At 73.7% G+C, this 19,784-nt stretch carries 18 protein-coding genes and 1 pseudogene; 15 read left to right on the forward strand and 4 right to left on the reverse strand.

Features of this window, described 5'->3' with window-relative positions:
- Nucleotides 1-25 precede the first annotated feature (25 nt).
- The 4 genes from RE421_RS02180 to RE421_RS02195 all read left to right on the forward strand — a co-directional run bounded on the left by RE421_RS02180 (nucleotide 26) and on the right by RE421_RS02195 (nucleotide 3,661).
- Nucleotides 26-397 carry a hypothetical protein gene (locus RE421_RS02180; RefSeq protein WP_309813585.1) on the forward strand — a complete coding sequence of 124 codons (372 nt, stop codon included), beginning with the start codon at nucleotides 26-28 and terminating at the stop codon, nucleotides 395-397.
- Complete coding sequence (locus RE421_RS02185; protein WP_309813588.1) at nucleotides 394-1,542, forward strand: nitronate monooxygenase; 1,149 nt, start codon at nucleotides 394-396, stop codon at nucleotides 1,540-1,542. The genes RE421_RS02180 and RE421_RS02185 overlap by 4 nt, the downstream gene beginning before the upstream one ends.
- Entirely contained in the window at nucleotides 1,539-2,810 is a 1,272-nt protein-coding gene (locus RE421_RS02190; protein WP_309813591.1) for a sensor histidine kinase, read from the forward strand. The genes RE421_RS02185 and RE421_RS02190 overlap by 4 nt, the downstream gene beginning before the upstream one ends.
- Nucleotides 2,811-2,899: 89 nt before the next feature.
- Nucleotides 2,900-3,661: a response regulator transcription factor gene (locus RE421_RS02195; RefSeq protein ID WP_309813596.1), complete on the forward strand. Its 762-nt coding sequence runs from the start codon at nucleotides 2,900-2,902 to the stop codon at nucleotides 3,659-3,661.
- Between the two features lie 132 nt (nucleotides 3,662-3,793).
- Here the strand turns inward: RE421_RS02195 and RE421_RS02200 are convergent, their stop codons facing one another.
- On the reverse strand, nucleotides 3,794-5,254 hold the full coding sequence (locus RE421_RS02200) for an L-lactate permease (RefSeq protein ID WP_309813598.1): 1,461 nt from the start codon (nucleotides 5,252-5,254) through the stop codon (nucleotides 3,794-3,796).
- Nucleotides 5,255-5,460: 206 nt separating this feature from the next.
- On the opposite strand from RE421_RS02200, the gene RE421_RS02205 reads away from it, so the two are divergent.
- From RE421_RS02205 to RE421_RS16785, 6 genes and pseudogenes are all read left to right on the forward strand, one after another.
- Entirely contained in the window at nucleotides 5,461-6,243 is a 783-nt protein-coding gene (locus RE421_RS02205; RefSeq protein WP_309813601.1) for an ABC transporter ATP-binding protein, read from the forward strand.
- A gap of 3 nt (nucleotides 6,244-6,246) precedes the next feature.
- Entirely contained in the window at nucleotides 6,247-9,003 is a 2,757-nt protein-coding gene (locus tag RE421_RS02210) for an ABC transporter permease (RefSeq protein WP_309813606.1), read from the forward strand.
- A gap of 86 nt (nucleotides 9,004-9,089) precedes the next feature.
- Complete coding sequence (locus RE421_RS02215) at nucleotides 9,090-9,308, forward strand: hypothetical protein (protein ID WP_309813609.1); 219 nt, start codon at nucleotides 9,090-9,092, stop codon at nucleotides 9,306-9,308.
- 90 nt (nucleotides 9,309-9,398) lie between these two features.
- The gene (locus RE421_RS02220) at nucleotides 9,399-9,788 is read left to right on the forward strand and encodes a hypothetical protein (RefSeq protein WP_309813614.1); all 390 of its coding nucleotides are present in this window, start codon (nucleotides 9,399-9,401) and stop codon (nucleotides 9,786-9,788) included.
- A gap of 59 nt (nucleotides 9,789-9,847) precedes the next feature.
- Complete coding sequence (locus tag RE421_RS02225) at nucleotides 9,848-10,663, forward strand: AraC family transcriptional regulator (protein ID WP_309813616.1); 816 nt, start codon at nucleotides 9,848-9,850, stop codon at nucleotides 10,661-10,663.
- A gap of 50 nt (nucleotides 10,664-10,713) precedes the next feature.
- A pseudogene (locus tag RE421_RS16785) lies at nucleotides 10,714-11,526 on the forward strand (VOC family protein); the annotation flags it as partial.
- A gap of 51 nt (nucleotides 11,527-11,577) precedes the next feature.
- On the opposite strand, the gene RE421_RS02235 reads toward RE421_RS16785, so the two are convergent.
- On the reverse strand, nucleotides 11,578-12,255 hold the full coding sequence (locus RE421_RS02235) for a DinB family protein (RefSeq protein ID WP_309813618.1): 678 nt from the start codon (nucleotides 12,253-12,255) through the stop codon (nucleotides 11,578-11,580).
- Between the two features lie 152 nt (nucleotides 12,256-12,407).
- Between RE421_RS02235 and RE421_RS02240 the strand changes: the two genes are divergently transcribed.
- The 5 genes from RE421_RS02240 to RE421_RS02260 all read left to right on the forward strand — a co-directional run bounded on the left by RE421_RS02240 (nucleotide 12,408) and on the right by RE421_RS02260 (nucleotide 18,780).
- Nucleotides 12,408-14,114, forward strand: coding sequence for an ABC transporter substrate-binding protein (locus RE421_RS02240; RefSeq protein WP_309813621.1), 1,707 nt, complete (start codon nucleotides 12,408-12,410; stop codon nucleotides 14,112-14,114).
- A 45-nt stretch (nucleotides 14,115-14,159) separates the two neighbouring features.
- A complete protein-coding gene (locus RE421_RS02245) occupies nucleotides 14,160-15,152 on the forward strand; it encodes an ABC transporter permease (protein WP_309813623.1) in 993 nt (330 codons plus the stop codon).
- Nucleotides 15,149-16,054, forward strand: a complete 906-nt coding sequence (locus RE421_RS02250) for an ABC transporter permease (RefSeq protein WP_309813627.1) — start codon at nucleotides 15,149-15,151, stop codon at nucleotides 16,052-16,054. The genes RE421_RS02245 and RE421_RS02250 overlap by 4 nt, the downstream gene beginning before the upstream one ends.
- Complete coding sequence (locus RE421_RS02255; RefSeq protein ID WP_309813631.1) at nucleotides 16,051-17,637, forward strand: ABC transporter ATP-binding protein; 1,587 nt, start codon at nucleotides 16,051-16,053, stop codon at nucleotides 17,635-17,637. The genes RE421_RS02250 and RE421_RS02255 overlap by 4 nt, the downstream gene beginning before the upstream one ends.
- Before the next feature lie 84 nt (nucleotides 17,638-17,721).
- Nucleotides 17,722-18,780, forward strand: a complete 1,059-nt coding sequence (locus RE421_RS02260) for a DUF368 domain-containing protein (protein ID WP_309813634.1) — start codon at nucleotides 17,722-17,724, stop codon at nucleotides 18,778-18,780.
- On the opposite strand, the gene RE421_RS02265 is transcribed toward RE421_RS02260, so the two are convergent.
- Together RE421_RS02265 and RE421_RS02270 are read right to left on the reverse strand one after the other, a co-directional pair.
- The gene (locus RE421_RS02265; RefSeq protein ID WP_309813636.1) at nucleotides 18,781-19,236 is read right to left on the reverse strand and encodes an NUDIX domain-containing protein; all 456 of its coding nucleotides are present in this window, start codon (nucleotides 19,234-19,236) and stop codon (nucleotides 18,781-18,783) included.
- Between the two features lie 148 nt (nucleotides 19,237-19,384).
- The gene (locus tag RE421_RS02270; RefSeq protein ID WP_309813639.1) at nucleotides 19,385-19,717 is read right to left on the reverse strand and encodes a carboxymuconolactone decarboxylase family protein; all 333 of its coding nucleotides are present in this window, start codon (nucleotides 19,715-19,717) and stop codon (nucleotides 19,385-19,387) included.
- Nucleotides 19,718-19,784: the final 67 nt, after the last annotated feature.

Here is a 19,784-nt window from a genome sequence, read left to right on the forward strand (position 1 = left end):
CCCTCCGGCGGGCACTCTGGAGAGCATGAGCCACGCACCAGCCCTCGCCCCTTCCGCAGATCTCACGCGAGACACCGCCGCCCTCCACATCGTCACGCTCCCGGCGGCCGACCAGTTCTCCGAGACCTCCCACCACATCATCTCCGCCTCCCGGCCCGCCGAGGACCTCACCGACCCGGAGGCCCCCGCGCCCACTGACGCGCACCCGGGCACCGAGCTCCCCGACCATGCCCCCGCGCTGCTCGCCCTGCTGATCACCCTCGTCACGGTCGGCGGGGGGCTCGCCCTGTGGACCACGCTGGGCGAGAGCACCCGGCTGGTCATCATGGCGGCCGTGGGCCTGGCCGTCGCCGCCGCCGCCCTGACGATCGCGCGGCGTGCCAGAATCCACCCATGAGCACTACCCCGTCCGTTCCCGCCTCCCTCACCCGGCCCGCCGTGCCCGTGGTCGCCGCACCCATGGCCGGTGGTCCCTCCACGTGGCAGCTAGCCGCGGCCGTGTCCGCTGCGGGGGGCCTCGGCTTCCTTGCCGGCGGGATGCGCCCCGTGGAGCGGCTGGTCCAGGACGTGGAGTCGGCCCGGCAGGCCACCCAGGCTCCCGTCGGCGTGAACCTCTTCGTGCCCGAGCCGGCCAACACGGCCATCCCCGCGGAGCGCTCGGCACCAGGGTCGGAGGCACGACGGCGGCGCGCGGCCGAGGTGGCCGCGTACCGTTCCAGCCTGCTCGCCGAGGCCGCGCGGCTCGGCGTGGACCCCGCAGGCCTGCCCGCCGCTGAGTCCCTGGAACCGGACGCCACCGACGGCTGGGACGCCAAACTGGACGCCGCCGAGGCCGGTGCCTGGCCCCTGGTGACCTTCACCTTCGGGCTGCCCTCCCCCGAGGTCTTCGCCCGCCTGCACGCCGGGGGGTCCGCCCTCGGGGTCACCGTCACCACGGCCGCCGAGGCCACCCGCGCCCTGGAGCACGGCGCCGACCTGCTCAGCGTGCAGGGCCCCGAGTCCGGTGGCCACCGCTCGGTACACGATCCCGCCGCGGATCCGGGGACCACCGCCCTGGCGGACCTGTTGGCCGAGGTGCGGGCCGCCGTCGGGCCCTCGGTTCCGCTCTTCGCCGCGGGCGGGATCATGGAGGCGGACGGGGTCCGCTCCGTGCTGGCCGCCGGGGCCAACGCCGCCCAGTGCGGCACCGCGTTCCTGCGGGCCCATGAGGCCGGGACCTCCGCCCTGCAGCGCGCCGCGCTGGACCAGGCGGCCGCCGGCACCCACTTCGCCGCGCCGGACGGATCCGCCCGCACCGCGCTGACGCGTGCCTACTCCGGGCGCTGGGCCCGCGGGCTCGAGAATGACTTCATGCTCCGGCACGCCGACGCCCCGGCCGCCTACCCGGAGGTCAATGTCCTGACCCAGCCCCTGCGCGCCGCCGCCACCGCGGCGGGCGACGCGGAGTCCGTCAGCCTGTGGGCCGGCGTCGGGGCTGCCCGTGCCCGGACCGCCCCCGCCGCGGAGATCGTGACGGAGATCCTGGGGGTCTCGCCTCAGTGAACCCCCTGCGCCGGATCGACACCTGGTTCCGCACCCACCCCGTCATCTCGGACGTGCTGGTGGCGTGCCTCCTGCTGCTGACCTTCTCCTCGCTGTCCATCGGCGCGGCCGCACCGATCGGCGCCCCGGACGTCAACGGGCTGCCGTGGGTGTTGCTGGCCTTCACCATCTCCGTCGGCCAGCTCGCCCCCTGGGCCATCCGTCGGTGGAAACCCGTCCTGGCGGCGGGGCTCACGGTGTTCTTCTGCCTGGTGCAGCTGCTGATCGGCCCGGAGCTGCTGCCCTCGATCATCATCGTGCCGATGATGGTCCACAACCTGGCCGTCAACGCCCCCCGGTGGGCCTCCCTGGCGGGCATCGGCACGGCTCTGGCCGGCGCCGTGCTCAATGGGGTGAAGATCGCGTACTTCCCGCGCTCCTTCCTGGACCCGAGCGCCGCCCTGGTCGAGAACCCGGACATCTACACCACGCCCACCGAACAGGTCGTGGTGGCCAGCTCCTTCGCCGTGGGCGCGGCCTCGATCGTGCTGGCGGCGTGGGCGTTCGGCGACCTCGCCCGCACCCGCCGCCTGGCCATGGAGCAATTGCGGGACCGGGCCCGGCAGCTCGAGGTGGAGGCGGCGCAGGAGCGCGAGCTGGCCGCGGCGGACGAGCGGAACCACATCGCGCGGGAGATGCATGACATCGTGGCCCACTCGCTGCAGGTCATCATCACCCAGGCGGACGGCGGCCGCTACGCCGGCGCCCAGGACCCGCAGGTGGCCGTGGACACCCTCGGCACGGTCTCGGAGACGGGGCGCAAGGCCCTCGGGGAGATGCGGCGGCTACTGGGGGTGCTGCGCGGCCCGGAGGCCACCGAGTTCCACCCGCAGCCGGGGCTGGTGGACCTCGAGGACCTCGTGGAGACCATCCGCCTGACCGGCTTGGACGTGGACTTCGCCGTGGAGGGCGAGGCCCGCCGCGCGCTGCCCACTGGCGGGGAGCTCGCCGCCTACCGGGCGGTGCAGGAGTCCCTGACGAACACGGTCCGCCACGGCGGCCCGAACGCCACCGCCACGGTGCGGTTGCGCTGGACCGGCCGGGGGCTGGAGATCGAGGTGCAGGACAACGGGCGCGGCGCCGCCGCCTCCGAGGCCACCGCCGGCTCCCGCCAGGGCCTGGTGGGGCTGCGCGAACGCATCGGCCTGTTCGGTGGCAGCGTCCGCTCGGGCCCGCGCCAGGGCGGCGGCTTCGCCGTGCACGCCACGGTGCCGTATCAGGAGATCTGAGTGCCTTCCGGGCAGAGAACACCGGTGATCTGTGCCCGGAGAACGCCGTGGTGCCGGTGCGGGGGCAGCAGACAGGGGAGGATGGAACCGTGAACCAGACCGAGAATCATCAGCAGGACGCCATCCGCGTGGCCCTCGTGGACGACCAGCAGCTCGTCCGCTCGGGCCTGGCCATGCTCATCAACTCCCAGCCGGACCTGACGGTGGTGGCGGAGGCCTCCAACGGCCGTGATGCCGTGGCCTCCCCCGCTGTGCGCGGCGCGGACGTGGTGCTCATGGACATCCGCATGCCCCAGATGGACGGCATCGCCGCCACCCGGGCCCTGCTTCCCGCGGAGCACGACGCCGGCCCCTCCGGTACCGCAGACACGGCACCGCCCGCTGGCGGCACCGAGCCGGACGGCCCGCGCGTCGTGGTCCTGACGACCTTCGACCTGGACGAGTACGCGCTCGAGGCGATCGAGGCCGGGGCCTCGGGCTTCCTGCTCAAGGACGCCCCGCCGGAGGAGCTGCTCGCCGCGGTCCGCACGGTCCACCGGGGGGACGCCGTGATCGCCCCCTCCACCACGCGCCGGCTGCTGGACCACATGGCCCCGACCCTGCGGCGGGAGAACGCCGCGGACCAGCGGTGGCAGCGGGAGTCTGCCGCGGTGGAGTCCCTGACGCCGCGGGAGCGCGAGGTGCTCGGGCTGATGGCGCGGGGGGACTCCAATCAGGAGATCGCCGCCGGGCTGTTCCTCTCCGAGGCCACCGTGAAGACGCACGTGGGCCGGGTGCTGGCCAAACTCGGCGCGCGGGACCGGGTCCAGGCCGTGGTGACGGCCTACCGGACCGGGATCGCCCAGCCGTAGGACCGCCCTCCGGGCTCGGCGCCGGCCGGTCCGGTGCCGGGTTCCCGGCTCGTCCTCCGATTCCACGCACCGGCCGGCCGAAGCGGGCCCCGGTCTGCGTGAAATCCGATGACAGTTCCGAAGACGCGGCCACTACCCCGTGGCCGGCAGGAACAGCAGCCCCGCGACGGCCCAGAGGACCAGGCAGGCCAGGAAGAACGGCAGGGTCACGCGCAGCAGGTTGCCGCGGGTGACGCGCGGTCCGGGATGGTCCGCCCGGTCCTCGGCGATCGCCAGCCGGTAGGCCAGCTCGATGCGGGCGGGACTGGTGAGGCAACCCAGTCCGGCGGCGGCGTTCTGGGAGGCCATCACCCACAGCGGGTCCACGCCCAGGGCGTGGGCGGCGGCGGTCTGGGTGCCCCCGAACATGGAGTTCGCCCCCGTGTTGGAGGCGGTGATGTATCCACCCAGCCCGCCGATCCACGGGACCAGGAACAGGTACCCCCCGCCCAGGGTGGTCAGCGCGGTGGCCAGGCTCTCGGCCAGGCCACCGCCGGAGACGGCGTAGCCCAGCAGCAGGTAGAGGCCGGTGGGCACGGCGGCACCCAGCCACACCCGGCCGGTCTCCCGCGGCAGCAGCCAGCGGTGGTGGCTCTCCATCCCGAGGATCCAGGTGCCGGCCAGCGCACCGGTGATGGACCACAGGGCCGGGGAGCCCAGCACGGCGCCGAGTCCGTTCGGCAGCAGGGTCCGTTCGAGGACCTGGCCGGAGATCGTCCCCACGAGCAGGATCAGGTAGGGGGCGAGGGAGCGCCAGGGGGTGGGCTGGAGCCGGCCGCGGCTGATGATCAGGGCCCAGGCACCGGACATCAGCAGGGATCCCACCGCGCCGGCCACGGCCGTTCCGAGCAGGAGGTTGCTCAGCATGATCAGGGCGCCCTGCACCAGTCCCGCCGTGAAGCCGATGCCGGCCCACGTGGCGTAGGCCGTGGCCTTGAGCTCCCCGCGGTAGGCCCCCACCTCGTGGGAGCCGCGCCCGGCCACCACGGCGGCGAGCGCCCCGCCGCCCACGAAGGCGAGGACGTTGAAGACGCCGGAGGCCAGGCCCAGGTCCATCAGCGAGACCCCCGCGATCTCGGCGCCGAGCAGCGTGCCCGGGGCCATGGAGCCCCACGGCGCCACCGTCAGACCGAGCAGGGCCAGCAGGGCGGCCCGCAGGGGCGTGAAGCCGAGGGCTCGCAGCAGCGGGATGGCGATGATGACGGAGACGCCGAAGCCCGTGACGGATTCCATGAAGGGCACCACGCCCGTGACCATGAGCAGGGCAGAGGCCACGGTGGGGCCGCCGCCGGCCGAGAGCCAGATGGCGATCCGCTGCTGCGCCCCGGTGCGGTCCATGACCCGGGAGAGCAGCACGCCGCCACCGATGATCGCCAGGACCTCCACCACGGTCCAGGCCCCGCCGCCGAAGGCCTCGGCCAGGCCCGCCCACGGGGAGCCGAACCAGGCCACGGCCACCACCAGCGCGGCGGCCAGGCCGGCGCCGGGGGCCACCCAGGAGGGAAGCCTGGTCGGCAGCAGGCCGAGCGTCAGCACGATAGGCAGTGCCGCCATGAGGACATCCACTGACGGCCTCCCCCTCCACTGTGGTGATGTGACGGGCGGCCGCAGGTCCCGGGACCGCCCCAGCGAATGCTACCCCCGGCGGGCCGGGGTAGTCCGGGATGACCCCGAGTCATCCCGGAGGATGACCCTGAACGGCCACGGAACGGGCCCCGCGGACGATCCGGCGGGGGCCGGTTTCCGGTTGAGTGGTCAGCATGGATACCACCACCGACGTCATCGCGCCCACCACTCCCCCGGCCTCGAACACCCCCTCCACCGCCGTCTCCGCCCGCGGTCTCGTCAAGACCTACGGCAAGGGCGAGGCCGCCGTCCACGCCCTCGCCGGCGTGGACGTGGACTTCGCGGCCGGGGCGTTCACCGCCATCATGGGACCCTCTGGCTCGGGCAAGTCAACCCTCATGCACTGCCTGGCCGGACTGGACACCGCGGACTCCGGTTCCATCGTCCTCGGCGGCCAGGAGATCACCGGCCTGAACGACACCGCGCTGACCAAGCTGCGCCGGGACCGCATCGGCTTCGTCTTCCAGGCGTTCAACCTGGTCCCCACCCTCACCGCGGAGCAGAACATCGTGCTGCCGCTGGACCTCGCCGGACGACCGGTGGACCAGGCCTGGATGGCGGACGTGGTGGGGATCCTCGGGCTGAAGGACCGCCTCAAGCACAAGCCGCACGCGCTCTCCGGCGGCCAGCAGCAGCGCGTGGCCGTGGCCCGTGCCCTGCTGACCCGACCGGACGTGGTCTTCGGGGATGAGCCCACCGGCAACCTGGACTCCGCCACCGGCGCCGAGGTGCTCTCCCTCCTGCGCCGGTCCTCCCGCGAGATGGGCCAGACCATCATCATGGTCACCCACGACCCGGCCGCCGCCGCCTACGCCGACCGCGTGGTCCTGCTCGCCGACGGCCAGCTCGCCGGCGAGATCACCGACCCGACCCCAGACAACGTGCTGGCCTCCCTCGCGAAGCTGGGGGTGGCCTGAGCCATGCTGAAGCTCGCCCTCTCCCAACTCAGGGACCAGCCGCGCCGCTACATCTCGGTGCTACTGGCCATCACCATCGGCGTGACGTTCCTGGCGTCCGCCCTGCTCGTGGGGTCCTCCTCCACGGCCAGCCTGCGCAACTCGATCGGCGCCACCTACTCCCAGGCCGACCTGGTGATCGGCCCGTCCTCCGGCTCCGGCGACACCTTCGAGGCAATGACCTCCATGGCCGAGGTGGCCGGCACCTCCTCCGAGCCCGGCCCCCTGCAGGACGTGGAGGGCGTGAAGGACGCGTACGCCCACGTGGTCACCGCGGTGGGCGTCCAGCGCCCCGCCGGCGCCGAGGGCGAGGGCACCTGGAGCCGCGACTCCGACTACGCCCTGGCCTCCACCGTCCCCGAGGACACCTCCCTGGTGGCCGAACCGCTCACGGACGGCGAGTACCCGGCTGCCGGCTCCACCACCGACATCACCCTGGATGAGCGCACCGCCGAGAACTTCGGGCTCGACGTCGGCTCCTCCACCTTCCTGATGTCCGGCATGTCCGCCGATGCGGCCGGCCGCAAGGTCACCGTCTCCGGTCTGACCGAGGTCTCCCAGAACCCCAGTGCGATCGGCGCCATCCAATTGAAGATGGACGACGCCCTGGCCGAGGCCCTGAAGCTCGACACCGTCCAGGCGATGACGGCCGACGCCGGCGCTGCCGGCGATGAGGCGGTCGACCTGGAGGAGATGCTCGGCCAGGACTACGCCGAGTACGTGCTGATCAGCCTGGAGGAGGGTGCCGACCAGGCCGCCGTCCAGGCCGCGCTGCAGGAGTTCGCCGAGACCGAGGGGATGGCGGTCACGGTGGCCACCCCGGACGTGCAGGCCCAGGAGCAGGTCGCCCAGATGGCCGGTTCCAACGTCTTCGTGTGGGTGCTCGGGGCCTTCGCCGTGATCGCCCTGCTCGTCACCGCGCTGGTCATCTCCAACACCTTCTCGGTGCTGGTGGCCCAACGCTCCCGGGACCTCGCCCTGCAGCGGGCCCTCGGCGCCTCCCGCCGGCAGGTGCGCGGCTCGGTGCTGACCGAGGCGGGGATCATCGGGGTCGTCGGCGCGATCATCGGCTCCGCCCTGGCCAGCGGGATCGTCGCCGCCCTGGTGGCCTGGGGGTCCACCAACGAGGGCTTCGGGTTCCTGACCTTCGAGGTCAACCCGCGGGATCTCCTCGCCTGCGTGGCCGTGGGCATGGTGATGACGATCATCGCCTCCCTGTCCGCGGCCCTGGCCGCCACCCGCGTCTCCCCGCTGGAGGCCATGCGCCCCCGGGAGGAGGCCGCCGTCGGCAACCGGGCCGGCGCGCTCCGCCTGGTCCTGGGCAGCCTCGCCCTGCTGGGCGGTGCGGCCGCGCTGTTCTGGGGCGCGGCGGACGCCAACCTGGCCATCGCGGTGGCCGGCGGTGCCCTGTCCTTCGTGGGCGTGCTGATGCTCGCGATCCTGTTCGTGCCGGCCGTGGTGTCCGTGGCCGGCCTGGCCGCCAAGCCCGCCGGGGTGCCCGGCCGGATGGCCCGGCTGAACTCCGTGCGCAACCCGGGGCGCACCGCCGCCACGGCGGCGGCCCTGCTGATCGGCACCACCCTGGTGGCCATGATGCTCACGGGCGGCCGTACGGCCCAGCAGCAGATGGACACCATCTTCGCCGCCGAGTTCCCGGTCGACCTCCAGGTCGAGCTCATCGGGGGCGAGGGCGCCGCCTCTCCCGCCGACGGCGCGGAGTCCGCGGCCCAGCCGGGTGCGGCTGCCGACGCCGGCGGCCTGGACGCCGCCGAGGCCCTCACCGCCCAACAGGCCGTGACGGACGTGGACGGCGTGGACTCCGCCGCCCTGCTGTTGCCGGCCGGCGTGGCCGGGGCTGACGCGGGTGCCGAGGTCGAGGGCGCTCCCGTCTTCGCCGCCGAGCCGGAGGAGCTGCGCTCCGTGATCTCCGGGATGCCCGCCGGGGCCTCGGAGCGTCTGGGCGAGGCCGGCACGATCCTGGTGCCCAACACCATCGAGGCGGACACCCTGACCGTCACGGGCGCCACCGGCTCCGTGGAACTGGAGACCATCCAGAGCTCCTCGTCCGGCATCCGCCCCGTGATGACCCTCGAGGATGCCCGCGGGATCGGCCTGGAGTCCGGCACCGTCGGGGACGGTCAGGCCGCCGCAGCGCCGCAGCTCTGGCTCGACGCCTCGGATGGCGTCTCGATGGACGGGCTGCAGCAGCTGAACACGGACATCGCGCAGGCGGCCGGGGTCTCCCAGGACAAGATCTCCGGGGACCTGAGCCTGCGACTGATGTTCTCCGTGGTGATCGACGGCATGCTCATGGTGGTCACGGCACTGCTCGCGGTGTCCGTGCTGATCGCCCTGATCGGCGTGGCCAACACCCTGTCCCTGTCCGCCATCGAACGGTCCCGGGAGAACTCGCTGATGCGTGCCCTCGGCCTGACGCGGCGCGGCCTGCGCGGCATGCTGGCCCTGGAGGCCGTGCTGATCTCCGGGGTCGCGGCGCTGATCGGCTGCACCCTCGGGACGTTCTACGGCGGCATGGGCGCCCACACGGTCTTCGGGCCGATGGCCGCCGGGATCGGCCAGTCCATCGTCTGGCCCGTGGTGCCGTGGTGGGAGCTGGCCGTGATCGTGGCGGTCTCCGTGCTCGCCGGGCTGCTCGCCTCGGTGGCGCCCTCCCAGCGGGCCGCCAAGCTGGCCCCCGTGCAGGGGCTGGCTCTGGCCTGACCCTGCGCTGCCGACACAGCAAGGAGCCGCATTGATGGCCGCCGGGGACGCACCCCGGCGGCCATCGCTCTGGCATCATGGGGCCGGTGTTGGCGCTCGCCTCCGCCGTCGTCTACGGCCTGGTCGATGACGCCGACGGCCTGTGGGCCATGGTCGCCGGCCGGGCCGCCGTCGCCCTGGCCTCGCTCTACCCCGTGATCCCGGTCCTGCTCGGAGTCTTCGTGCTCCGCGAACGCGTCACGTCCCGGCGGGCCGTCGGCCTGGTCTCCGCCGGGATCGCGGCGGTCCTGCTGAGTCTCGGCTGACCGGCTCCTTCCCCGAAGGTGCCGCCGCTGCGACCCAGATGCGCACGATCGGAGTCGTCCCCGGCATCGCGCGATTCTAGGGTCGGTGCCATGGGCAACGCCAGCGCAGCCGGTCACGTCATCGGCGCCACCAGCTACCTCAACCTCCCCGTCTCCGACGTCCCGGCGACCCGGGAGTTCTGGACGAAGACCGGCGTCCGCATCTCCGAGGACTACTCGGACGAGAACGCGATCTCCCTGTCCTTCAGCGACCACGTGGTGGTCATGCTGCTGGCCCGGGACTTCTTCTCCTCTTTCCTGGATGGCAGGGCCGTGGCCGACTCCCACCTGGCCGCCGGGGCCATCGAGGTGCCCGCCCCCGATCCGCATCCCGGCCAGGAGATGCTGGACGCCTGCCTGATGTACGGGCGCACGTTCCGGGACCTGGACGGGCACCAGTGGGAGATCCCCTGGATGTCCTCGGAGATGCCCTCGGGCTGATCGGCCCCGGAGACGGTGACATGATGACAACGCTGCGGACCAGAATCCACACTGGATCCGTGAAAGACCAGAGCGTCGAACACGAGGCGGCGTCCCGGCGGGCTGCCCGCTTCATCGCGGAGCACGCCACCGAACCGATCACCGTGGCGGACATGGCGGATGCCGCCGGCTACAGCCAGTTCCACTTCACCCGCATGTTCGCCCAGCGGCTGCGGGTCACCCCCAACCGGTTCCTGGCGGGGGTGCGGTTCCACCGCGCCAAGGAGCTGCTCCTGACCCGGGACCACTCGGTGGTGGACATTTGCCACGAGGTCGGGTTCTCCTCCCCCGGCACGTTCACCCGCCGCTTCCGCGAGGAGGTCGGGGTCGCCCCCTCGGAGCTGCGCCGGCTGGCCGACTCCCTGGCCGTGTCCACCCCGAGTCCGTTCACCCTGTATCCGCCGGGGGTCATCGAGGCCCACGTGAGCGCGGGGCGGCCCAACCCCCTCACCGGGCAGGTCGGCACCGTCCGGGGCACCGTCCGCCTGCCGCCCCGGCTGCGGGGCGGGCCCGGCCTGGAGGCCCTCGTCTGGATCGGCTTCTACCCGGCGCCGTCCCCGGCCGGGCTCCCCGTCACCGGCGTCCTCCGCCTCGGTGAGGGCACCTTCCGGCTGCCCGTGGTGGCCTCCGCCCCGTGGCTGCTGGCCACGGCCGTCCCGGCCACCGCGGAACCGGTGGAGCACCTCGCCAACCCGCGCCCCGCCGTCGGGGTCCATCCGCAGCCGCTGACCGGCTCCGCCACCGTGCAGCTGGGGCTGGACTTCGCCGCCCCGTGGCAGTTCCCCCTGCTCAGCGCCCTGCCCTCCCTGCTCCCGGGCCTGCGGCCCGGCGGCTGACCGACCACCAGCACCCCCCCCAGCACCCTTCCCAGCACCAGGAGACCGCCATGTCCGAGACCACCCCCACCGCCCAGACCACCCCCGCCAGTCCCCGCGCGATCACCCCCGGGTCTCCCGTCTGGGTGGACCTCGGCGTCCCGGACCTGCCGGCGGTCCAGGGCTTCTACACGGCCCTGTTCGGCTGGCAGTTCGAGGACATGGGGCCGGACTTCGCCCACTACCACATGATCACGAACCACGGCGCCCACGTCGGCGGGGCCATGTCCATGCAGGAGGACGAACAGGACCAGCCCGCCTTCTGGACCGTCTACCTCAAGACCGAGGACATCGAGAAGTCCCTCACGGACACGGCCGCCGCGGGCGGCAACGTGGTGGTCCCCGCCATGCCGATGCCCGGGCTCGGGACCATGGGTGTGGTCACGACCCCCGGCGGAGAGGGCATGGGGCTGTGGCAGTCCGACGGCTTCGAGGGCTTCGAGCTCAACGGGGCGGTCGGGGCGCCGGTCTGGTTCGAGGTCATGAGCTTCGACTTCGAGGCCGACGCCGAGTACTACCGCGCCGTGTGGGGCTGGGACCCGACCCCGCTCTCGGACGGCGGCGAGGGCGGCAGCGAGGAGACTGGTGGCGAGGACGTGGCCTACGCCAACAACCACCCGGGCGAGGCAGCCTCGGCCGGGCTGTGCGGGGCGCCCCGCGCCTGGTACCCGGAGGGCACCCCGTCCCACTGGCGGGCATACTTCATCGTCGCGGACGCCGACGCCGCCGCGGAACAGGTCCGCCAGCTGGGCGGCACCGTGCTGGACGGACCCATGGACACCCCGTTCGGCCGGCTCGCCACCGTGGCCGACCCGGCCGGGGCCTTCTTCCAGATCGCCCAGCTGCCGGCGCAGTATCCGGCTGTCCGGTCGGCCTCAGCCGGTCGGCACGGTGTCCGGGGCGGCCTCGGCCAGGGCCTGCAGCCGGGCCGAGTAGGCCTCCCACCACCGCCGGTCCGCGCCGTCCGCCTCCCCGGGCAGGTTCGAGCTGGCCGGGGCCAGGCCCGCGGCGCCGTCGAGCAGTTCCCGCAGGATGTCCACGTGCCCCAGGTGCCGCTGGTACTCGGCCACCATGTGTACTAGCAGCCGGCCGAGCGTCACCGTCCCGTTCCTCCACCACGGCACGGTCCCGACGGCGGCCAGGTCCAGCCCGTCGATCGCCGCATCAGACGCTGCGGCGCAGCGGTCCGCGAGCGCGAAGACCCACTCCACCGATTCCTCGGCGGTGGCATACATGTCCGCATTGGGCTCGGAATCGTCCTCGAACCACGGCATCTCGATCCCCGAGGGCCGGCCGAAGCAGCCGGTGAAGTACTCGACCTCCACCGAGGAGACGTGCTTGAAGATCCCCAGCAGGTTCGAACCGGTAGGGGTCATGGGGGTGCGGAGCTGACGCTCCGTGAGCCCTTCCAGCTTCCAGCGCAGGTCACGCCGGGCGGTCCTCAGGTAGTGGTGGAGGACGGCCTTCACGCTGCCGTCCTCCGCGGAGCCGCTGGGCGGGCGGGCGTCGGTCGGGGTGGCATCGGTCGGGGTGGCGGCAGGTTCGCTGGGCATGCCGGCCATGGTGGCATCCCCACGGGGCCGGCCGCCATCCCCGGGGGGCGGTGCGTGAGGTGTGCGCCAGGACGGCATGACGCCGGATGAATCCGCCGGGGGCGGCTCGACTACGATTGACGTGTCAATCTCGAGTGAAGGTGCATGTCCCTATGGCCGATGCCCGGCTGTCCACCGTTTCCCCCCGACGCGGAGTCCGCCTGGCCACAGGCGCTGCGGTGCTCACGCTCCTGCTCGCGGCCTGCAGCGGCGGTGAGAGCGGCTCCGGAAACGGCGATGCCGGGGCGGGAGAGCCCGTGGAGGGCGGCACCCTCGTCTACGCCACCGGGGACGCCGAACCGACCTGCCTGGACCCGCACGTGGGCGGCAACTACCCGCAGGCGCTGCTGAGCACCCAGTACCTCGAGCCGCTCGTCGGGCGGGACGCGGAGGGGCAGATCCAGCCCTGGCTGGCCACGGACTGGGAGGTCAGCGAGGACGGCCTCACCTGGGACCTGACCCTGGCCGAGGACATCACCTTCACCGACGGCACGCCGCTGGACGCCGAGGCCGTGCAGGCGAACATCGAGCACCTGCAGGACCCGGACACCGCCTCCTCCACCGGCTTCCTCGCCGTCCAGAAGATCGCCGAGGTGGAGCCGGTGGACGCCACCCACGTGCGCTTCCACCTCAGCGAGCCCGACTCCGCGCTGCTGGAGTCGCTGAGCATGCAGTGGACCGCCATGCAGTCCCCGGCCGGGATCGAGCGGGGCATGGAGGAGAACTGCGCGGCCCCGATCGGTACCGGCCCCTTCACCGTGAGCGAATGGGTGCCCCAGCAGCACGTGATCCTCGAGCGCAACGAGGAGTACACCTCCCACGGGCCGGAGGCAGAGCGCGACGGCGCCGCGCACCTCGAGCGCATCGAGTGGCGGTTCCTGCCGGACCCGGCCACCCGCTGGGCGGCCCTGCAGTCCGGTGAGGTCCACGTCATCGACAACCCCGAGCCGGAGGCGATCGTGGCCGCCGAGACGGGCGCGGCCGGCGAGCAGTTCAGCCACCTGGACGCTCCCCGTCCCGGCTCCGTGAACCGGATCGAGCTCAACTCCGGGCAGGCTCCCTTCGACGACGAGCGGGTGCGCGAGGCGTTCATCCGCTCCTCGGACGTGGACCCGGGGATCGAGGCGCTCTACCAGGGCGTGGCCACCCGGTCCCACTCGCCGCTGTCCAGCGCCGAGCCGATGGCGTACAGCGACCCCTCGCTCTTCGGCACCGACCTTGAGGCCGCGGAGCGGCTCCTGGACGAGGCAGGCTGGGACGAGACCGACGCCGAGGGCTACCGCGTCAAGGACGGCGAGCGCCTGACCGTGCGCTTCCCGGTGAGCACCAACCAGTCGGTGGCCGCCGAGCAGGCACTGTTCGAACAGATCCAGGCCAACACCCGCGAGGTGGGCTTCGAGGTCATCCTCACCCCGCTCGACCTGTCCGCCTGGTACGGCACCTTGGCCGCGCCCGAGGACGGCGGTGACAACGCGTATGAGGCGGTCAGCGCCCCCTACACCAAGGTCGGCCCGGACGTGCTGCGGACCCTCTACCACTCCGCCGGCACCGAGCCCGCGCCCAGCGGCTACTTCGCCAACCTCTCCCAGGTCACGGACGAGGAGCTGGACGCCACGCTGGAGGAGGCCGCCCGGATCACCGACCCGGACGAGCGCGCCGCCCTGTACGAGCAGGCGCAGCGGACGGTGCTGGAGGGCTACTACATCCTGCCGCTGTACGACCAGCAGAACCACTTCCTCACCCGCGGGGTGACCGGCGTGACGACCCTCGGCACGGTGGCCACGCCCACCTTCATCAACGCCCAGCTGACGCAACAGTGATCCCGGCAGCAGTGATCCCGTGAGGCGGGGCCGGACGGACGCGGCATGAGGGCTGTGCTGCGCTGGCTGCTCGGGCGCCTGGCCGCGGCGGCCCTGGTGGCCTGGGTGGTCGCCACCGTGGTGTTCTTCGCGCTGCGGGCCGCGGGCGGCGATCCCTCCGAGGCGATCCTCGGGGGCCCCGGCTCCCAGGCGAGCGAGGAGTCGATGGCCCGGGTGCGGCAGGAGTACTCCCTCGACGAGCCGCTCCTGGTGCAGTACCTGCTGCAGCTGGCCCGGACCGTCACGTTCCAGCTCGGTGACTCCTACGCGCGGCGTCTGCCCGTGGCCGAGCTCATCGGGGACCAGCTCCCCGGGACGCTCGCCCTGGCCGGCCTCGGGCTCGTGCTCGCCTGGGCGTTCGCGCTGGCGGTCGCCACCCTGGCGGTGCGCGCCCGCGGCCCGCTCGCCCGCCGCGCGGTGGGCCTGCTGCGCGGCGGCGAGGTGGTCGCCTCCGTCATGCCGCACTTCTGGCTGGGCGCCGTACTGATCGCGGTCTTCGCCGGCGGGCTCGGCTGGCTGCCGGCCACGAGCAGCGACAACTCCCTGCGCTCACTCATCCTGCCCGCCGTGACGTTGGCCGTCCCGGTGGCCGGATTCCTCGGGCAGGTCATGCGGGACGGCCTGGAGGAGGCCCACACGGCCCCCTTCGCGACGACGGCCCGGACCCGGGGTGCCTCGGAACGGTGGGTGCTGTGGGTCCACTCGCTGCGGCACGCCGCGCTGCCGGCGATCGCGCTGTCCGGGTGGGCCTTCGGCTCGCTGCTCTCCGGGGCCGTCGTGGTCGAGACCCTGTTCGGCCGGCCGGGCCTGGGCCGCCTGCTGATCGACGCCACCCATGCCCGGGACGTGCCGCTCGTGATCGGCGTGGTGCTCGTCATCGCCCTGGGCTACGTGGTGGTCATGTCCGTGGCCGACCTGCTCGAACGCGTCGTCGACCCCCGGCTGCGCGGCCGGGTCGAGGCCGTGCGGAGGGCACCCGAGGGCGAGGTGGTCTCGTGAGCGCGCAGCAGGAGAATGAGTCGGACCACCGGACCGCCGGCCGGACAGCAGGCCGGGCCGCCGCCGTGGGCGGGTGGGCGAGGCGCTGGCTGAGGCGCTTGACGGCGAGCCTGGGCGCGGGCGGGATGGTGAGCGCCGGCGTCGTGCTCCTGGTGGTGCTGGCCGCCCTGCTGCCGGGGCTGCTCGCCCCCGGTGACCCCACGGCGGTCGCGCCGGCGCAGGCCTACCAGCCGCCCGGGCCGGGCGCAGTCTTCGGCACGGACGCCTCCGGGCGGGACGTCTACACGCGCGTGGTGCACGGGGCGGGCCAGTCGCTGGGGGTCGGGGCGGCCGCCACGGCGATCGGGCTGGGCCTCGGGCTGCTGCTCGGCTTCGGCGCAGCCCTCGGCCCGCGCTGGCTCGACGGTGCGCTCAGCCGGGTCATCGAGGTGCTCTTCGCGCTGCCCAGCCTCGTGCTTGCCCTGCTGCTGGTCTCGGTGCTCGGCGCGGGGGTAGGCCCCTCGGTGCTCGCCGTGGGCCTGGCCACCGCCCCCGGCTACGCCCGCATCCTGCGCGCCCGCGCCCGGTCGGTGGTGCACAGTCCCTACGTCACCGCCGCTCGGCTGGAGGGGGTCTCCGCACCGATGGCCTTCGTCCGCCACGTGCTGCCCAACACCCTGTGGCCGCTGATCGCCGTGGGGACCCTGGGGATCGGGCAGGCCATCGTGTGGGTCTCCGCCCTGAGCTACCTCGGCCTCGGCGCGCTGCCGCCCTCCCCCGAGTGGGGGGCCATGCTCAACGCCGGGCGGCTGCACATCACCAGTTCCTGGTGGCTCACCGTGGCGCCGGGACTGGCGATCACGGCGGCCGCCGCCGCGCTGACGATGCTTGGCCGGCGGCTCAGCGCGGTGGCACCGGCATGAGCGGCGGTCTGAGCGAAGAGGGCGTGGCCCCGGTCCTCGACGTCGCCGGACTCACGGTCTCCTTCCCGGGCGTCGGGGAGGTGCTGCGGGACGTGGACCTGCGGCTGGAGCCGGGACGCTGCCTGGCCGTGGTCGGCGGGTCCGGGGCCGGCAAGTCCGTGCTGGCACGCAGCCTCGTCGGGCTGGCCGGGGAGGGCGGCGCGCCGGCCACGGTGGCCGCCGAGCGGTTCACGGTGGCCGGGCAGGACGTCACGGGGGCGGACGCCCGGCGCTGGCGGAGACTGCGCGGGGCCGAGGTGGGCTTCGTGCTGCAGGACGCCCTGCAGTCGCTCGACCCGCTGCGCACCGTCGGCGCCGAGGTGGGCGAGTCGCTGCAGCTGCGCGGGACCCGCCGGCCGGAACGCAGCCGCCGGGTGCTGCAGGCCCTGGCCCACGCCGGACTGGACGAGCCGGAGACGCGGGCCGCCCAGCGTTCCGGGGAGCTGTCCGGCGGGATGCGGCAGCGCGCGCTCATCGCCTCGGCGATCGTCTCCGTGCCGCGGCTGCTGGTCGCCGACGAGCCGACCACCGCCCTGGATGCCACGGTGGCCCGCGGCGTGCTCGAGCTGCTCGGGCGGCTCCGGGACGAGGGGACCGCCGTGCTGCTCGTGACCCACGACCTCGGCGCGGTGGCGCGACTGGCCGACGACGTGGCGGTGCTGGACGGCGGCCGCGTGGTCGAGTCCGGCAGCGCCGGGCAGGTGCTGGGCCGGCCGGCCCACCCCGTCAGCCGGGCCCTCGTGGCCGCCGTCCCGCGTGGCCCGGGGCAGCGGCCACCGGTCCCGGAGCAGGCCCCGGAGGTGCTGCGCGCCACGGGCCTGCGCCGGCGCTACCGGCTGCCCGGCGGCGGCGCGGTGGAGGCACTCGACGGCGTGGGCCTGACCGTGCGCCGCGGCCAGGCGCTCGGGGTGGTCGGGGAGTCCGGCAGCGGGAAGTCCACGCTGGCGCGGATCCTCGTGGCCGCCGAGCGGGCGGACGCCGGCCGGGTGGAGCTGGCCGGCGAGCCGTGGAGCGACCTGTCCGAACGGCACCGCCGGCCCCGGCGGCACCTCGTCCGGCTGGTCCCCCAGGACCCGCTGGGCTCCTTCGACCCGCGCTGGGACGGCGGGAGGATCCTGCGCACGGCGCTGCGCCTGTCCGGTAGCGCCCAGAGCCCCCAGGAGCTGCTGGAGCTGGTCCGGCTGCCGGCCTCCGTCCTGCACCGGAGCCCCCGTTCGCTCTCCGGCGGCCAGCGGCAGCGGCTGGCGATCGCCCGGGCCCTGGCCGCCGAGCCCGCCGTGCTGGTGCTGGACGAGCCGGTCTCCGCCCTGGACGTCACGGTGCAGGCCTCGATCCTGGAGACCCTGGCCGACCTGCAGGAGCGCACCGGCACCGCGCTGGTGCTGATCTCCCACGATCTTGCGGTCATCCGCCAGGTCTGTGACACGGTCGCCGTCATGCACCGCGGGCGGATCGTGGAGCAGGGACCCGTGGAACAGGTCTGGGCCCAGCCGAGCGCCCCGTTCACCCGAGCACTGCTGGAGGCACGGCCACCCCTGCCCTGATGCGGGCCGGCCCCCCCGAGTCGGTAGACTCAGGGGCCGTCCGGCCGTCGTGCGGCCCCAGCCACCCCGGAGGTCCACCGCTCCATGTCCAGTGCCGAATCCCCCGCCGGTCCCACCGCCAAGCACCGAGCCGGCCCCCCGGCCGCACACCCAGCCGCAGACCCGGCCGAGCCCACCGCCCCGGCCGCGCGGCCGACGTCGTTGCTGGGCAACCTGATCCGCGGGGCGCTGATCGGCGCGGTGGAGACCGTCCCGGGCGTCTCCGGCGGCACCGTGGCGCTCGTGGTGGGGATCTACCACCACCTCATCGACTCCGCGGCCCACGTCATCTCCGCCGGGCGCCGGCTCATCACCGGCCCGGACCGGCGCGCCGGCGCCACCGAGCACCTGCGCCCGGTGCACTGGCGGGTGGTCATCCCGGTGGCGATCGCCATGGTGCTCGCCGTGTTCACGGTGGCCGGGCCGATGGCCGACGCCATGGAGAACCACCCCGTGATGATGCGCGCGCTGTTCTTCGGCATGGTGCTGGCCTCCGTGGCCGTGCCGTTTCGGATGATGCTGCAGGGCCTGGCCACCGAGCGGTTCCGGCGCGTCGCGGTGGGCAGGGACCCCGCGGAGGTGCGCCTGCGGCCGGTCCACCTGATCGGCGGGCTGGCGGCCGCGGCGGCCACCTTCCTGCTGGTCTCCCTGCCGCCGGCCTCGGCCGAGGCCCACCCGCTGGTGCTGGTGCCGGCGGCCATGGTGGCCGTCTCCGCCCTTGTGCTACCGGGGCTCTCCGGCTCGTTCCTGCTGCTGACCTTCGGCCTCTACGAGCCCACGCTGCGCGCCGTGGATGAGCTCGACCTCGCCTACCTGGGCATCTTCGCCCTCGGCATGGCGCTGGGCATGGTGGTGGTGGTGAAGCTGCTCAAGTGGCTGCTGGACCACCACCACACCATCACCCTGGCCGTGCTGACCGGTGTCATGATCGGCGGGCTGCGGACCCTGTGGCCTTGGCAGGACGAGGCGCGGGCGCTGTTCGCCCCCGGGGACGACGCCGGCCCGGCCGCCCTGCTGGCCCTGGCCGGCTTCGCGGTGGTCGCCCTCCTGGTGGTGGTGGACGCCCGGGTGCAGCGGCGGTTCCTGCGTGAGCATCACCGCTGATCAGAACGGGCGACGGTCCTTGAGGTGCTCGAAGACGGCCACCAGCAGCGGCGCCATCCCGTACCCGGCGGGGGCCTGAGGCGCGGCCGGGTCCATCCAGACCAGTTCCTCGATCTCGGCGTCCGGCGTGGGGACCTCGTTGCGGGCCAGCGGCCGCAGCAGGGCGAAGACGTCCGAGTGCAGCTGCTGGCCGTCCTCGTTCGCGGCCGGGGTGTCCCAGGCGCCGAGGTACTCCAGGTCCTCCGGGGGCACGGCCAGGCCGGTCTCCTCGGCGAGTTCGCGGAGGGCGGTGTCCAGCGGCGCCTCGCCCGCCTGGTGCTTGCCCCCGGGGAACATGAACATGGAGGTGCCGGTCTTCCGGACCGTGAGGACCTGGCCGTCCGGACGGTACAGGACCACCGCGGCAACCTCGATCGGCTGGGTGGTGCTGGGTCCGTCCGGAACTGAGTTCTGCATCCCCCCATCCTCTCGCGGCCGCCGCGAAAAGGTTGAAGATGTCAGCGAGGGCGTGTTGTACCCGCCCACCCCCAGGCGCAAAGTGACCTGACCCCCACCGTTGTGACGTGGTCCCGTCACTCTGCGCCCAGAGCGCAGGCGTGAAGCGTCAGGCCTCGTCGTAGAGGCGGAACGCCAGGGTCCCGTGGGTGACCGCCGCGCCCGCTCCCAGGGCGGCGGCGATCATGCTCGCCTCGGCGATCTGGGCCTTCGTGGCACCGGCCTTCTTGGCCTGGCCCACGTGGACCTGGATGCAGTACGGGCACTGCGAGGAGATCGCGACCCCGACGGCGATGAGCTCGCGGTGCAGGGGGTCGATCTCCCCGTCCTGGCGGCCGATGCTGCCGTCGAACTTCGCGAAGGCCGCGAACTCGGGCCCGGCCAGGTCCTTGTACTCGCTCAGCCGGTCGAGGTCTTCTGGGGAGTGGTAATGGCTCGTCATGGGGATGGTCCTTCCGGTCTGTTGAGGGGTGGGTCCCAGTGGGCGTCATGCTCTCACGGGCCGGAGA

The sequence above is a fragment of the Citricoccus sp. I39-566 genome, from assembly GCF_031432995.1.
In the GTDB taxonomy this organism is placed as follows: domain Bacteria; phylum Actinomycetota; class Actinomycetes; order Actinomycetales; family Micrococcaceae; genus Citricoccus; species Citricoccus nitrophenolicus_A.